Source organism: Marinobacter sp. Hex_13, assembly GCF_001566815.1.
In the GTDB taxonomy this organism is placed as follows: Bacteria; Pseudomonadota; Gammaproteobacteria; order Pseudomonadales; family Oleiphilaceae; genus Marinobacter; species Marinobacter salarius.
The window spans coordinates 1-14,937 of record NZ_LSMM01000092.1; the positions used below are offsets into that span (position 1 = coordinate 1).

At 56.5% G+C, this 14,937-nt stretch carries 14 protein-coding genes and 2 tRNA genes; 6 read left to right on the plus strand and 10 right to left on the minus strand.

What is annotated here, in order from left to right; translation table 11 throughout:
* Positions 1 to 644 (plus strand): hypothetical protein (locus AXW11_RS20475; RefSeq protein WP_286792667.1); only part of this gene is annotated, 644 nt, incomplete at its 5' end.
* 159 nt (positions 645 to 803) lie between these two features.
* The gene (locus tag AXW11_RS20480) at positions 804 to 1,235 is read left to right on the plus strand and encodes a universal stress protein (protein WP_041333209.1); all 432 of its coding nucleotides are present in this window, start codon (positions 804 to 806) and stop codon (positions 1,233 to 1,235) included.
* Between the two features lie 21 nt (positions 1,236 to 1,256).
* On the opposite strand, the gene AXW11_RS20485 is transcribed toward AXW11_RS20480, so the two are convergent.
* From AXW11_RS20485 to AXW11_RS20510, 6 genes are all read right to left on the minus strand, one after another.
* Positions 1,257 to 1,928 (minus strand): DUF6901 family protein, encoded by a 672-nt coding sequence (locus tag AXW11_RS20485; RefSeq protein WP_075196843.1) that lies wholly within the window; start codon positions 1,926 to 1,928, stop codon positions 1,257 to 1,259.
* The gene (locus AXW11_RS20490; protein WP_075196844.1) at positions 1,925 to 3,853 is read right to left on the minus strand and encodes an ATP-binding cassette domain-containing protein; all 1,929 of its coding nucleotides are present in this window, start codon (positions 3,851 to 3,853) and stop codon (positions 1,925 to 1,927) included. Before AXW11_RS20490 ends, AXW11_RS20485 begins: the two co-directional genes overlap by 4 nt.
* A gap of 1 nt (position 3,854) precedes the next feature.
* A complete protein-coding gene (locus AXW11_RS20495) occupies positions 3,855 to 4,664 on the minus strand; it encodes an MOSC domain-containing protein (protein ID WP_085680842.1) in 810 nt (269 codons plus the stop codon).
* Positions 4,665 to 4,804: 140 nt separating this feature from the next.
* A tRNA-Gly gene (locus AXW11_RS20500) sits at positions 4,805 to 4,880 on the minus strand.
* A gap of 77 nt (positions 4,881 to 4,957) precedes the next feature.
* Positions 4,958 to 5,701, minus strand: a complete 744-nt coding sequence (locus tag AXW11_RS20505) for a TetR/AcrR family transcriptional regulator (protein WP_051946981.1) — start codon at positions 5,699 to 5,701, stop codon at positions 4,958 to 4,960.
* Positions 5,702 to 5,862: 161 nt separating this feature from the next.
* The gene (locus AXW11_RS20510; protein ID WP_036208113.1) at positions 5,863 to 6,465 is read right to left on the minus strand and encodes a DUF924 family protein; all 603 of its coding nucleotides are present in this window, start codon (positions 6,463 to 6,465) and stop codon (positions 5,863 to 5,865) included.
* A 96-nt stretch (positions 6,466 to 6,561) separates the two neighbouring features.
* Between AXW11_RS20510 and AXW11_RS20515 the strand changes: the two genes are divergently transcribed.
* From AXW11_RS20515 to AXW11_RS20530, 4 genes are all read left to right on the plus strand, one after another.
* Positions 6,562 to 6,948 carry a sirohydrochlorin chelatase gene (locus AXW11_RS20515; RefSeq protein ID WP_036208116.1) on the plus strand — a complete coding sequence of 129 codons (387 nt, stop codon included), beginning with the start codon at positions 6,562 to 6,564 and terminating at the stop codon, positions 6,946 to 6,948.
* 56 nt (positions 6,949 to 7,004) lie between these two features.
* On the plus strand, positions 7,005 to 7,910 hold the full coding sequence (locus AXW11_RS20520) for a TIGR01777 family oxidoreductase (RefSeq protein WP_036208119.1): 906 nt from the start codon (positions 7,005 to 7,007) through the stop codon (positions 7,908 to 7,910).
* Positions 7,911 to 8,058: 148 nt separating this feature from the next.
* Positions 8,059 to 8,134: transfer RNA gene (locus AXW11_RS20525), tRNA-Glu, on the plus strand.
* A 246-nt stretch (positions 8,135 to 8,380) separates the two neighbouring features.
* Positions 8,381 to 10,795, plus strand: a complete 2,415-nt coding sequence (locus AXW11_RS20530) for a bifunctional diguanylate cyclase/phosphodiesterase (RefSeq protein ID WP_036208121.1) — start codon at positions 8,381 to 8,383, stop codon at positions 10,793 to 10,795.
* Positions 10,796 to 10,838: 43 nt separating this feature from the next.
* Here the strand turns inward: AXW11_RS20530 and der are convergent, their stop codons facing one another.
* From der to AXW11_RS20550, 4 genes are all read right to left on the minus strand, one after another.
* Positions 10,839 to 12,263 carry a ribosome biogenesis GTPase Der gene (der, locus tag AXW11_RS20535; RefSeq protein WP_091642038.1) on the minus strand — a complete coding sequence of 475 codons (1,425 nt, stop codon included), beginning with the start codon at positions 12,261 to 12,263 and terminating at the stop codon, positions 10,839 to 10,841.
* A gap of 62 nt (positions 12,264 to 12,325) precedes the next feature.
* Positions 12,326 to 13,498, minus strand: coding sequence for an outer membrane protein assembly factor BamB (gene bamB / locus AXW11_RS20540; protein ID WP_091642036.1), 1,173 nt, complete (start codon positions 13,496 to 13,498; stop codon positions 12,326 to 12,328).
* Positions 13,498 to 14,154: a YfgM family protein gene (locus AXW11_RS20545; protein ID WP_036208138.1), complete on the minus strand. Its 657-nt coding sequence runs from the start codon at positions 14,152 to 14,154 to the stop codon at positions 13,498 to 13,500. The genes bamB and AXW11_RS20545 overlap by 1 nt, the downstream gene beginning before the upstream one ends.
* Positions 14,155 to 14,204: 50 nt before the next feature.
* Positions 14,205 to 14,937 (minus strand): histidine--tRNA ligase (locus AXW11_RS20550; RefSeq protein ID WP_286792669.1); only part of this gene is annotated, 733 nt, incomplete at its 5' end.

The following is a 14,937-nucleotide window of genomic DNA, read 5'->3' on the forward strand; positions in this document are numbered from 1 at the left end:
GCGATACCGAAACCCTGAACGAGATTGTCGCCAGTATCAATGCCGCCAACGAATCCATGAATTCGGTCGCCGACAGCACCGCCGGCGTACTGTCCGGAGAACAGGTTGAAAGCCTCAACGTGGAGTTCGACAAATTCAAGGATCTGATGCGGAGCAACATCAACGACGTGCGCAACACCGGTTATCCCGACCTGCGCCTGGTGTCCGATATGGCGAACCAGGCGTTATCGATGAACCAGGTGGCTTCAGAGATGTACGCGGTTGCCCGGGAAAGCGCCGAAGTCGCAACTGCCCAGAGAGTTGAAGCCGCACGCTCGGCGGCAGTCACTATGGCACAGATGATGGCCAAGTACTCCGCCCGCACCCATTCCTCGGTATCGCAAACCTTCCAGGGCTCCTCCAACGACATCCCTCTTGACGAGCAGGCAAAGCAGTTTGACGCCTTCCTGTCACAGATCACCAAAGGCGGTGCCCAGGGCCCACTAAAAGCCGCTCTGGACGACCTGACCTCCAAGTGGGAGTTCATTCGGGGCTCCTATATTAACTATAACGACAACAACGTTGCGTTTGTGATCGACCGCTATTCCAAAGGCATTCTCCGGGGCCTGGAAACAACCATTGGCCTGTTGCGCGAAAACGCCTGACGTCCACGCCGGCTGGGGCAGATTGTAGCCCCAGCCAACTCTCCTTTTGTCACCTTTCCAGTCAGTCATTGATACCTGTCAGTGTTGGTTTACACTTATGGGACAAGGTACTGCTTTGGCACACCAAGAGTTTGACCCCATCCGCGAAGGAGCGATGCGATGTCGATCTATAAGAAGATACTGGTGGCAATCGATCTGACCGAAGAGGCCCCCCAGGTACTCAATAAGGCCGTCGAAATAAGCAAAGCCCATAGTGCTGAGTTGATGCTTGTGCACGTAGTGGAGCCTGTTGGCTACGCCTATGGGGGCGACATTCCGATGGACCTGACGGAACTTCAGGATCAACTGGACAAGGCGGCAAAGGAACAGCTTGCCGGGTACGGTGAAAAGTACAATGTTGGCAAAGACAATCAGATAGTGACGGTGGGGCGCCCTGAATCCGAAATCCATCGGCTGTCTGAAGAGCAGAGTGTGGACCTGGTCATCGTGGGAAGCCACGGCCGCAAAGGATTCCAGTTGCTTCTAGGATCAACCGCCAACGGTGTGTTGCATGGCACCGTCTGCGATGTCCTTGCGATCCGCATCCAGTAGCCGGACGATGGCCGCGGCGCCCTAGTCGGCGCCGTCGCCCTTCATTTTTGCTTCCAGTTTTCGAAGCTGACTTTCCAGGGAAAAACTCACACTGGAGGCCATTGAGAAGAAGTTCAGCAATGCCTTCAGGTTACTGTCCCCCTCGCACACCGAATGGATCCGCTGCCATAACGCCTGGTTGACCAACTGCAGGCGTTGATTTCTCTCCACCAGCCCTTTCAGTTCCCAGTCTGGCTCCTTGTGGTTACGTTTCGCCAGGTACTGCTGCAAAAGGTAGTGAGACACACTCCTCATGATGAATTCATCGTTGCTGGCAAACGGCAAGTGATGCACGGCCATCGACTTCAGTTCGGACAACACCGGACACCCGCTTGTCGCCATTTTCAGCCCCAGCAATGACCTCAGGGACTCCTCAAGCGTGGTGTCCTTGGAATAACGCCTGCGGTCGTCTGTAACCTCCACAGTCACCTTCTGGTAGGCGTCCTCTGCCTGAAAGGCGTTCACAACCGGAAGCATTTCAACGGCGGCGGGACATCGTGGCGACTCCGATGCTTTCAGCGGGCAGTTGGCGCATTGGCAGTGCTCCAACCTTGTCCAGCTCGGCAGGTTGCCCACCGGCTCAGCTGGCCGGTCCGTTACTTTAAACGTCTCGGAACGCTTGTCTTCAAATTTGAAGTGGTACGTTACATTCATTGATTCGCCTGTTCTTCCAGCTCCATCCAGCGCTCGATGACCTTCTCCAGGTGGGCTTCCTTGTCCCCGAGGTCCGCCAGGGTCGTGGAGACGCTCTCAGCGGGCCCGGAGTAGAATTCCGGATCGGAAATCTGTGCCCGAAGCTTTTCCAGTTCCGCCTCCAGCTCTTCAATCTGGCCCGGAAGTTTTTCCAGTTCAAGCTTCAGTTTGTAGCTGAGTTTTACGGGTTTTGTTTTTTTGGTGTCTGCCACTGCGGGCGCTTCCGGCTTCTTTTCCGGCACTGGGCTCTGGTTCTTTGGCGGCTTGGTGGCCTTTCGGCTTACCCCCTCAGAAGGGAACCGGCCACCCTGCCTCCGCCAATCGGTATACCCACCGACAAACTCCGCGACTCTGCCAGAGCCGTCCAGGAACACCGTATCAGTAGCGACGTTATCGAGGAACTCGCGGTCGTGGCTGATAACGATCACAGTACCGGCAAATTCCACCAGCCGGGATTCAAGTAACTCCAGGGTCTCCACGTCCAGATCATTGGTCGGCTCATCCAGCACCAGGATATTGGCCGGCTTGCTGAAGAGCTTGGCAAGAAGAAGACGCGCACGCTCACCCCCGGAAAAGACACGCACAGGGGACCTCGCCCGTTCCGGGCTGAACAAAAATTCCTGCAGATATCCCAGTACGTGCTTGCTCTGGCCGTTAATTTCGATGAACTCCCGCCCCTCGGACAGGTTATCCAGCGCATTGCGTTCAAGGTCGAGCTCACCCCGGAGCTGGTCGAAGTAAGCGATCTGCAAATTGGTGCCGAGGCGAATTCGGCCATCTGTGGGCTTCAGGTCTCCCAGCATTAGCCGGACCAGGGTGGTCTTCCCAGTGCCATTTTCACCAACGAGGCCAATCTTATCGCCCCTGAGGACCGTCATGTTCATGTCGCGAATGACCGCGGTACCATCAGGATAGGCAAATCCGGCATCACTGGCTTCCACCACCAGTTTCCCGGAACGGGCGGCGTCTTCCACCGAAAAGCTCGCAGTTCCACCGCGTTCGCGACGTTGCTGGCGTTCTTCACGCATGGCCTTTAGCGCCCTCACCCGGCCCATATTGCGGGTCCTACGAGCCTTAATCCCCTGGCGTATCCACGCCTCTTCCTGTTTTAGCCGCTTGTCGAACAGCGCATTCTGGCGATCTTCCTCCTCCAGAGCCTTTTCCTTTAGGTCCAGATAGCGGTCGTACGTAGCGGCAAAACTCACCAGATGCCCGCGGTCCAGTTCCACGATGCGCGTGGCCATGCGGCGTATAAACGCGCGGTCGTGGCTGACAAACAGAATCGCGCCACGGAATTGACCAAGGGCCTCTTCCAGCCAGGCAATGGCGGGCACATCCAGGTGGTTGGTAGGCTCATCCAGTAACAGGATATCCGGCTCGGTCACCAGGGCACGCGCCAACAGGACGCGTCGCTGCCAACCGCCGGAGAGCGTGTTCAGACGCTGCTCCGGGTCGATGCCGTATTGCTCGAGGATGGCGCCGACTTTCTGGTCCAGACGCCAGCCATCCAGCGCCTCAAGGCGCTCCTGTACTTTCATCAGCCGATCCAGGCTGGCTTCATCCGCAGTCTGGGACAACCGATGAAATTCCGCGAGCAATTCCCCGGTCTCCGGGAAAGCACCGGAAACGGCCTCATAAGCGGTTCGAGTATCATTGACGGGGAGATTCTGGGGCAGCACTGACAACACCGCACCGTCGTCCAGCCGGACAACACCGCCGTCCGCCGTTACCTCACCGCTGACGATCTTCAGTAGTGTGGATTTTCCCTCGCCATTCCTGCCAAGAAGACACACACGTTCACCTGCCTCGATGGTCATAGAGGCTTGGTCGAGCAATGGCTGCATGCCAAAAGCAAGGGATACGGCATCCAGCGTTAACAATGGCACGTTACTGATTCTCCGTTGTGGCAGTCGTTTGCAGAGTAATCGGATCGCCGACCCGGATGGTCCCGTCCGATTCATGAATGGCGTTCATTCCGAAAATGACGCCGTCAGAGGTTCGCCGATAGGTTCCAAGCATCCTTAAAGGCTGCAGATCTACGGACTTTACGCCTTGGTCCGGGTCCACGGTGGTCATAACACAGCGGGAACAGGGCTTTACCAGCGTGAATGCCGTTTCCCCGATGCGTGCAGATGTCCAGTTGTCCTCATCCCAGGCCCCCGCGCCCTCAACAACAATGTTCGGCCGGAACCTTCGCATATCGATGGCCGAATCAAGGCGCGAGTTCAGCTCTTCAAGGGACGCAAGATTGGTGATCAGGAATGGAAAACCATCGGCAAAGCTGACCCGACGATACTCGGTAACCCGGCTCGCATCAACGCGGCGGAAGGTTTCCTCGGGCATATACACAAAGCGAAATGTCTGGCCACAGTAGCGGGACAGCGCAGCAGATGCCTTGTCCTCTCCGTACACTGCTTTCGCCCAGTCCCGCCAGACCCTGACACGACACTCCTCAGTGTCCGGCAACAATGGAAACTCGCCCTCCCCCGGTATATCGACAAAGACCTGACCTGAGTCCAACCGGGTTTTGATCATGGCGAGTTCCGGATTGCTTCGCTGGGTAACGAACTCGCGCTCGGAATCAACGATCATCCAGCGACGGTCATCGGCCGGACCGAACTCGTCCAGAAGGAATGAAGAAACCTGGATTCCGGCCAGGGATTTGACCGGATAGACATACAACGAATGTACCTGCATGGGCGCTCCCGAAACACTGACGACAAGGCATCCAATATGACCTGGCAGTATAACCGAGAACAGGGTGTGAAGACTGTGGCTTGCAGGCTAAAAATGAAAAACCCGGCCTTTCCTTTCGAAAAGACCGGGTTTTTGGAATCTGGAGCGGGAAACGAGATTCGAACTCGCGACCCCAACCTTGGCAAGGTTGTGCTCTACCAACTGAGCTATTCCCGCTTGATCAACGGACGCGTATTCTACGGATTCATCCTGGTTCGTCAACTCTTTTTTCAGGACCTTTTTCATCCCCATATTCAGACCGGTACGATCTCCTGTTCGCCTAACGCCAACCCGATCACGCGCGCAACGGTCTCAGACAGTGCAGCGTAATCCACACGCTGATCGTTGAGTAAAGAATCGTATCCCATACCCAGAGTGACATTCACCAGCAGCGTTGCGTCTCTCTCCGGTGATGGCGAATCCAGCCGCTTCAGTATCTGCCGCAGGCCTGCGGTCCAGGCTTCACGATAGCTTCTTGCCAGGCCCGCAAGACGGTCATCCCTTAGCGCTTCCATAAGGAACACCTGCTCCGCCAGCATCTGCTGCCTTCGCTTTGTAAACTGCTCATGGAGATAGGCCGTCGATATTACCGACAAACGCGCAGCCAATTCCTTGCGTTGGGGACCATTGCGCCGAAGGGTTTCTGCAGGGGTGGTATCCAGCACCAGATTGATGGTGTCATAAAAGCCATCAAGATTGTCCCGGGCTTTTTCAGCGAAAAGCATGAATGAGTCACTGATCAATTCATGAATATCGCGAAAGTAATAGGTGGTGGCGGCCAGAGGCACTTTCGCTTCCCTCGCAACAGCTCGATGCTTGATGCCTCGCAAACCGTCACGAGCTGCAATTCGAAGGGTCGCCTCCAGGATTTTAAGACGCCGTAGCTCGCTTTTTACACGTAAGGTCTTGCGCCCCCTGTAGCGAATCGACTGCCGAAGTAATCGGTTCTCCGGCAGTTCACTGTTCGCCTGGAGTGCGGGGTTCTGTAACTGCCCCATGGCTGGTTTTCCTTGTTTCGATCGCCGGCCGCCTGCAATGGCCCTGAGACCTGTGCAGCGAAGCCTGATTCTTGTTAGTTTTTGTAAATTCTGCCGCATAAGGCGCCATGAAACCTTGATGGGCTTGGCAGTTCCGGCCTGTTGAACGGATTTGAAGGCATTTATTGGCCGAAGCGCTTACCGTTGGTCAGGTAGGCTTGCTCCTCCGGGCTCGAGGAGCGTTTCAGTGCCTGGTTGCGGTGTGGAAAACGGCCGAATTGGTGGATGATATCCCGATGGTCACGGGCGGATTGTAGAAAACTCTCCATAAAATCTCCGACAATGCCATCGGTGGCGGCGGCCAATTGTGAGTAACACTCCACAGACAGATCCTGATCCTCACGTTTTTCCGAGTGCTGCAGCGGCATATAGAGGAAGCCCCGCTTTACCGGGGGCAATTCCATGTCCTGTCCATCACGCATCGCTGCCTTACAGAGCTTTACAGACAACCGGTCATTGGAAAACGCCAGCGCTCCGCCCCGATGAATATTCCGTGTGAACTGATCCAGCAGGATGATCTCTGCAAGAGCCCCGCCGGCCGTCTTGCGCCAGTGCCGCAGACCGTCCTCTGACGCAAAAAGGACCATCGACAGGAAGCGTCGCCGGATTTCCTGGTCGAAGGCACGCGTGGAACGGAACCAGCGATTCCTGTGAAAGCTGTCCGGCAGGCCGTGCTCATCAAGTTCACCAAACCAGAAATCCAGAATCTCTTTCCAATCGAACATATACCCATCCTATCGTCATCGAGCAGCACAGTGGCAGGCCTGCGGCTGCTACACTTTAGATTACTATCCCAGCTTTTATTCATACCAGGAGATACTATGAACGGAGAAGCTCCCCGAATAATCCTACTTGCCCATGGAAGCAGCGATGAGCGCTGGTGCCGGACGTTCGAAGCATTGGCAACCCCGACACTTGAATCTGTACCCGGGTCCCGCATTGCCTATATGGAACTGGCAGAGCCCTCCCTGGATACGGTTATCAGCGAGGGAGCAAGTGAAGGCGTCCGACAGTATACCGTCGTGCCGCTATTCCTGGCGGCGGGCCGTCATCTCAGAAAAGACGTTCCCGCGATGATCGAGGGGCTACAAAGCCAACACGAGGTCAGCATTACGCTTGCACCACCCATCGGTGAGAATCCCGAACTGGGGAAAGCCATTCGTGACGTTGTGATCCACGAACTCGACAGCCACAAACAGCCGGCATAACCCATCACCGACAACTATCAATAGCCGACCATTAACCGACCCAGGAGCGAGCAGCAATGGATAATCGGATTCTGATCACCGGAGGCACCGGATTCATCGGCCAATCATTGTGCCAACAACTGATCAGCAAAGGCTACGCCCCAACCGTCTTCAGCAGACAGTCCACGGCAAACGTTCAGGCTCTTTGTGGACGTGTAGAGGCGTTGGGAGATCTCGAGCTGCTACGAGGCCACCCGGGGTTCGGTGCGGTTATCAACCTGGCTGGCGAAGGCATCGCCGATAAACGGTGGTCCGATCGCCGCAAACAGGAACTGCGGGACAGCCGTATCGGCCTTACTAGCCTCCTGGCGAACGTGATAAGGAGCTGGGAATCACTCCCGCGCGTGCTGGTGTCCGGTTCTGCGGTGGGTTTCTACGGCGACCAGAGCCGTGAACACGTGACTGAGCAAACGTTGCCCCATGACGAATTCACTCATCGCATGTGCCGTGACTGGGAACAGGAAGCTCTGAGCCTGGAGGCTGACGGCGTTCGCGTATGCCTGTCGCGGACGGGGATTGTTGCCGGCCCGGGTGGCGGTTTCCTGCAGCGCATGCTTCTACCCTTCCGCCTGGGTCTTGGGGGACGACTTGGCGACGGCGAACAGTTCATGCCATGGGTTCACCGGGACGACGTGGTCGCAGCGCTTGTCTGGATGCTCGAATCCGACAAGGCCAACGGCCCCTACAACGTCGTGAGCCCCAACCCGGTCACCAACCGGCAGTTTACAAAGTGTCTTGCCGGCGTTTTGGGCCGGCCGGCCATTTTCCCGGCACCAAGTCCGGTCCTTAAGTTGGCGCTGGGCGAAATGTCCCGGTTGTTACTGACCGGCCAAATGGCCATACCCGAAAGACTCGAAGCCGAAGGGTTCCATTTCCAGTATCCTGAATTGGGCCCAGCCCTGGCGGATTCGGTAAGGTACTGAGGCGGTCCTCGGAAAGGCTCAGGGCAGCTTCCTCGACCAACCTGCTGTGCTCGCGAAAGCCATTATTTTTTTAAAAACCGTTTGACAGCTCGTATCGCCTTACTTAATATACGCGCCACCTCGACGAGGCAAGCTTTTGAAGCGATGCGTCCCCTTCGTCTAGTGGCCTAGGACTCCGCCCTTTCACGGCGGCAACAGGGGTTCGAACCCCCTAGGGGACGCCATTTTTTCAGCTTCTTTTTCGTTGCAGGTCCACCCTGCACTCCCAATCGATCAGCCCTGCATGCGCAGGCGTTCAACACCCCCGAACACTGCCCGCTCCCAAGACATTAACAAATCCTGAACAGTGACACATTTCTCCCGATTTTTCCTGTATTTGCGAGGCATTTGCAAGAAACTGCTGCTATAGTCCTGAGAACACCGTCTGACCATGCTCATTGAAACCTGCCAGGGTGGCCGAAGTATAGGACATGCAAAAACTGTTGACTCGCCTGCAACGATTTCGAACCGGGTCTCCCCTGTCCTTCAGGCTGCTCGCATACATCCTGTTGTTCAGCTCGTTGTTCACGCTCATCTCTTCAGCTATCCAGATATACTCGGATTACCGGAAGGACCTGTCGCAGATCGACAGGCGCATGATGGTTGTCGAAACCGGCTATACCTCCAGTCTGGCCCGCAGCCTATGGGCGCTGGATCAGAAACTCCTACAGACCCAGCTCGAAGGCATACTCAGCCTGCCAGACATCGTTCACCTACGCCTCAAAATTGAACCGGATTCCGAACTGGTCATGGGCGAAATCCCTCGCAACGCCCAGACAATCAGCCATACGTTCAAGCTCACCCACCAGGGTGATGAAATGTTCAGTTTGGGTCAGTTGACCATCACCGCCGATCTGAAGCGGGTGTTCTCGGACATGCGCCAAAAAGTCGTAGTGGTGCTGACCACCCAGTTCCTGAAGACCTTTTTCGTTTCGATCCTGATCATCTGGATTTTCCAGCACTTCATTGCGCGGCACCTGACCACCATGGCCAACTACGCCCGCAATTTCTCACTCAACAACCTGTCAGACCCGCTTGAACTGGACCGACCGGACACCCAACTGAATCGAAATGACGAACTGGCCCAGGTCACCGTTGCCATCAACCAGATGCGGGAACGTCTCAACGATGACCTCGAACGACAGGAGCGCGATGCCCAGGAAATCCGAAAATTCTCCAAGGCGATTGAGCAAAGCCCGTCATCGGTGCTGATTTGTGATCGCCAGTGGCGTATCGAATACGCCAACCAGAAATTCAGCCAGCTCACCGGCTACGACGCAGCCACCATCGCCGGAAAACACCCGGGCGTGCTATCCGAGGATGCACAGGCCCATCGAGAAAACCGCCAACTGTGGCAATCCATCCGACTTCAGGTCCAACGCGTGGGGGTCTGGCAGGGGGAAATCAACAGCGTTCGCAAGAACGGTGAGCGCTTCTGGGAACAACTGATCGTAACCCCCATCAAGAATTCCAAGGGCGAAGCCACCGGCTACCTGATTCTTGGCGAAGATATCAGCATTCGCAAGCGCTACGAGCAACAACTGCTCAGACAGGCTAACTACGACATCCTGACCGGGCTTCCCAACCGAATGCTCGCCCTGGATCGCCTGAAACTGGCCCTGGCCCAGGCAAGACGCGAAAGCTCCCTGGTTGGCGTGATGTTTCTCGACCTGGACAACTTCAAGCACATTAACGATACCCTTGGGCACGACGCCGGTGACAACCTCCTGATAGAGGCCGCACGACGGATTTCCAGCTGCCTTCGGGGTACCAGCACCGTCGCCAGGCTTGGTGGTGATGAGTTTCTGGTGATATTGCCCGGCCTGACGGGCCCCGAGGCGACGTCACAGGTGGCAGAGCGTATCCTCAAGACCTTTGCCCCTCCTTACCTGCTGAATGGCCAGGAAGTGTTCGTAACCACCAGTATCGGTATCTCCGTTTTCCCGAACGACTCCGATAACAGCGGCACCCTGCTTCAACACGCCGATGCCGCCATGTACCAGGCCAAACACAAGGGTAAAAGTGCCTATGCTCTCTTTGCTCCGGAAATGACGGAAGTCTCCCATGAACGGCTGCAGATGGAATCGCTGATGCGCCGGGCCCTGGAGCAAAAAGAGTTCGAGCTCTACTACCAGCCCATTGTTCGCACCGAGTCCGGCCAACTGTGCTCTGCCGAAGCCCTGCTGCGCTGGAATAACCCCGGTATGGGTATGGTCATGCCCGACCGGTTTATACCCCTGGCGGAAGAAACCGGCCTGATAACGCCGATTGGTGAATGGGTGTTACGGGAAGCCTGCCTGGCGGCCATACGCTGGAAAGAGTCCACTGGTACGGACATCGGCATTTCAGTCAACGTATCTCCCAGGCAATTCAGGGATCCGGGCTTTGTCGACACCGTCATGAATGCTCTCAAAGCCAGCGGTTTGCCCCCCCAGCAACTGGAACTGGAAATCACTGAGCGACTGATCCTTGATAACACCATAGAAACCGCCGATATCCTGCGGCAACTCGATCAATCCGGTATTCGCCTGTCAGTTGATGACTTCGGTACCGGCTATTCGGCGCTCAGCTACCTCAAGAGCTACCCTTTCGATACCCTGAAAATCGACAAATCCTTTGTTCAGGACGTGATGAAGGAGCGGGAGGACGCCTCGCTGGTGAAGGCCATCATCAACATGGCCCACAGTCTTGGCTTGAGTGTAATTGCAGAAGGCGTGGAAGAAGAAGCCCAGACACACTTCCTGCAACAGGAAGGCTGTGACTATTCACAAGGCTATTTCTACAGCAGGCCGATGCCCGAAAACGAGTTTCAGGAGTGGCTAAAGACCAACCATCGCGCCCTTTGATGCAGCACCGACTGCCTGGCGCTGCCCCGACGGTCGGATCGTTTCAGCGTTTCTTGCTCTTCATTCGCGCTTTCTTCCGTACCGGCCGCCCTTTCTTCAGGTCATTGTCCTGTTTGACCTTCTGACGCGGCGTAAGCCGGCTAACCTTATTAGTGAACGGGTTTTCACTGGAACGGAACTCGAAGCGAATGGGAGAACCATTGACCTTCAGCACTTTACGGAAGGTATTCTCCAGATAGCGTTTGTAAGCCCCTGGCAACGCGTCAGTCTGATTTCCATGCACCACAATCACTGGAGGGTTGGACCCACCCTGGTGGGCGTACCGCAGCTTTATTCGACGCCCCTGCACAAGCGGCGGCTGATGTTGGGCGGTAGCATCCTGGAGGATGGCCGTCAGGCGATTGGTCGGCCACTTGGCCATCGCTGACTCATAGCAGGCGTGAACCGAATCGTACATGACGCCCACACCGGAGCCGTGAAGGGCAGATATGTAGTGCTTGTCAGCATAATCAAGAAAGTCCAGGCGGCGCTGAACCTGCTCTTTTACCTTGGCCCGGTCGTCCGGGTCCATGCCGTCCCATTTGTTGACCGCAATCACCAGGGAACGGCCGGCATCCAGAACAAAGCCAATCAGATGAAGATCCTGGTCCACCAGACCTTCCCGGGCGTCGATAACCAGGATGACCACATGGGCGTCATCGATAGCCTGGAGGGTCTTGATGATGGAAAACTTCTCCACCACCTCACTGACATTCTTACGCCGGCGCACACCGGCCGTATCGATCAGTGTGTACTGGTTATCCATGCGTTCAAACGGGATGTAAACGCTATCCCGGGTGGTGCCGGGCATGTCATAGACGATCACCCGGTCCTCTCCGAGCATGCGGTTGACCAATGTTGACTTGCCCACGTTCGGCCGCCCGACAATACCAATGCGTATGCCCGGATAACGATCGGCACGGTCCTGTCCTTCACGCTCTTCCTCGGACGGTAGCAACTCTTCCAGCATGGAGCGAATGCCCCGGTTGTGAGAGGCAGCAATCAGATAGGTAGACTCAAAGCCCAGGCCGTAGAAATCGGAAGCGGCGATGTCGGGGTCCTGGCCATCCGTCTTGTTGACCACCAGATGCGCCCGCTTGCCGGTTTTCCGAAGATGGGCAGCAATCAGTTCGTCGCCGCCATTGAGGCCGGCCTTGCCATCTACCAGAAACAGGACAATGTCAGCTTCCTCGACAGCCTGCATGGACTGGCGGGCCATTTCAGCGTCCAGGCCTTCCTCACCCCCGGTCAGGCCACCGGTATCAATCACGATAAAGCGCTGCCCTTCGTAATTGCCCTCACCGTATTTACGATCACGGGTTAAGCCGGGGAAATCCGCTACAAGCGCATCCCGGGACCGCGTCATTTGATTAAACAGTGTCGATTTGCCCACGTTGGGGCGCCCGACAAGAGCAATTACAGGGGTCATAGTCTTTCGCTACACATTAAACAGGGCCCGCGCTTCACAGCGATAGGGCCGGAAAGGAGCACTCAGTCGAGCGTCCGGAGTTTCAATACCGACAGTTTACCGCTATTGCCATACACAAGAAGGTTACCGTTCTGCAGGCGCTGGAAAGGCACCCGCAGGCCCTCGTCGTCAAATTCAAGCTGACCCACCAGGCTGCCGTCTTCCAACGACAACATATGAATATACCCCTCGAAATCACCAATCAACAGGTAATCCTCATAGACAACCGGCTGCGTTGGCTGCCGCCAGGATAACCGGTCCTGAACCCACAGCTCGCGACGGTCGGAACCGCGGTAGGCCGTGATATCGCCGTTGGCACCCGCGACAAAAATATTACCGTTGCCGATCATTGGTGACTGCAGGCTGGAGGCGGGACGACTCCAGATTTCCTGTCCGGTTTGCAGGTCAACCAGCGCAAGCTTGCCCTGATAGCCCACAATCATCGCTGCGCTCTCTAGAATCAGCGGCTCACCGGCCACATCAACAAGCCGTTCAAGCTCGGTACGGCCCTGCGGCTGGCCGACTTCATACTGCCAAACGGGCTGGCCGGTCTCAGTGGAGATCGCCATGAGCTTGCCGTTGGCCAGTGAAGCCAGCACAAGGTCTGCCCCGACAAGCGGCGACGCCGCTGCACGTATTGACAGGACCGGGACATCACTGTCGTATTGCCATGCCTGCTCCCCGGAGGCGGTATCAAACGCCAGCACCTTGCCATCAATGGTCTGTGTCACCACCAGGCGCCCGTTGGACTGGGGGGATGCCAACACTTCGTTGGGCAATGGCTGCCGCCAAAGCGCAGAACCATCTTCGCGCGACAGGGCCATCAGCTCAGCATCACGGGTGACCAGGTACAGATTTCCCTGATCGCCACCAACGCCGGCACTGATTTCCTCGTCAAGATCCCGGAACCAGAATACCGCGCCGTTTTCGGAGCCGACGGCATAAACCTCGCCATCGGCTGATGCCGCATACAAACGGTCTCCGGTGTTCAGAGGGGCGAGGTACAGGAAGTTGTCATCATGCCCGTCCCCAACACCCATACTCCAGACAGGCTCAAGCCCGACACTGGATGAAATCTCCGGAACCGGTGCAGGTTGCTCAAAGGTGTCGCTGGTACTACATCCTGCAAGGACAGCCAGTGTCAGCATACCCGCAAGCGAAAAGAGTCTGGTATGCCCGTTAACCAACCAGGGCATCAGGCTCCCTCCTCAACACCAAGGTCGGATAGCTTGAGCTCAAGAATGCCGCTACGACCCTGCTGGTTCATTTCACGGGCCGCCAGATACGCTTCACGAGCCCCCTCACGATTACCCTGGGCTAGCAGGATATCGCCTTTAAGCTCGGTAAAAATAGCGCCGAAACTGCCGGTATTGTCCGTACCCTCAATGGTTGCCAAAGCCTCTTCGTACTGCTCCGCCGCGAACTGGGCGCGGGCCAGGCGGTTGCGAATAACCATTGCCAACGCTCCGCTTTCGCCGGCTTTTTCCTGCGCCCAGGTCAGGGACTCGATCGCCCCTTCCGGATCGCCCTGGTCCATAACCTGTTGGCGAGCAAGCATCAACATGCCATAAACAGCGAAGGCGCTGTCGCTGTATTCTTCTCGCAGGTTCTCGGCCACGTAGGCAACGGTATCTGCGCGATTTTCATCTGTCTCATCGCTATAGGCATTGATCAGCTCGGCAAACTGGGAAGCCGCTTCCGTACGCTGCTGCATTTGATGGTTCTGCCAGGCCTGCCACCCGAAAACAATCGCCAGCGCCGCACCGACGCCAATCAGGAGCGAGCTGCCATTCTTCTTCCACCAGTCCTTGATTGCCTGGACCGTTTCTTCCTCAGTACGCATTTCAGCCATGATGACTCCTGCAATAGATGATTATTATGCTGTAACTCGTCGGCGCGCCATCAGCGGCCAAGCAATTCTTCAAGCGTCGCGGCCAGATCACCCTGAGCAACGTCTAGTTGCCCCTCGTCTGACCGTAACGGCTTAAGGCCGACCGTCCCGTTGGCAACCTCATTCTCACCCAGAATGACCGCGTAACGGGCGCCACTGCGATCAGCCTTTTTCATCTGACTCTTGAAACTGCCGCCGCCACAGTGCCCCATAACCGTTACGCCCGGCAAAGCGTCACGAAGGGATTCACCCAGCGCTAATGCGGGTGCCACGGTGGATTCACCCATAGCCGCAACATACACATCGACATTGCCATTGGCACTGTCTGGCACAAGGTTAAGCGTTTCCAGCAGCAGGATCAGTCGTTCTAGCCCCATGGCGAAACCGACCGCAACCGTGGGCTTGCCTCCCAATTGCTCCACCAGCCCATCATAGCGACCACCGGCGCATATCGTCCCCTGGGCACCCAGGCTGTCGGTAATCCACTCGAATACAGTTTTGCCATAATAGTCGAGCCCGCGAACCAGCTTTGGATTCACCGTATACTCAATGCCAGCCGCGTCCAGCAACGAGCGCAGTTGCCGAAAATGATCCCGAGACTCGTCGTCGAGGTAATCATCCAGACGAGGCGCGTCCACCAGAAGTCTCTGGGTATCCGGGTTCTTGCTGTCCAGAATGCGTAGCGGGTTCGAGCCAAGACGCCGTTGGCTGTCTTCGTCCAACTGCTCCCGGTAATCCGAGAGG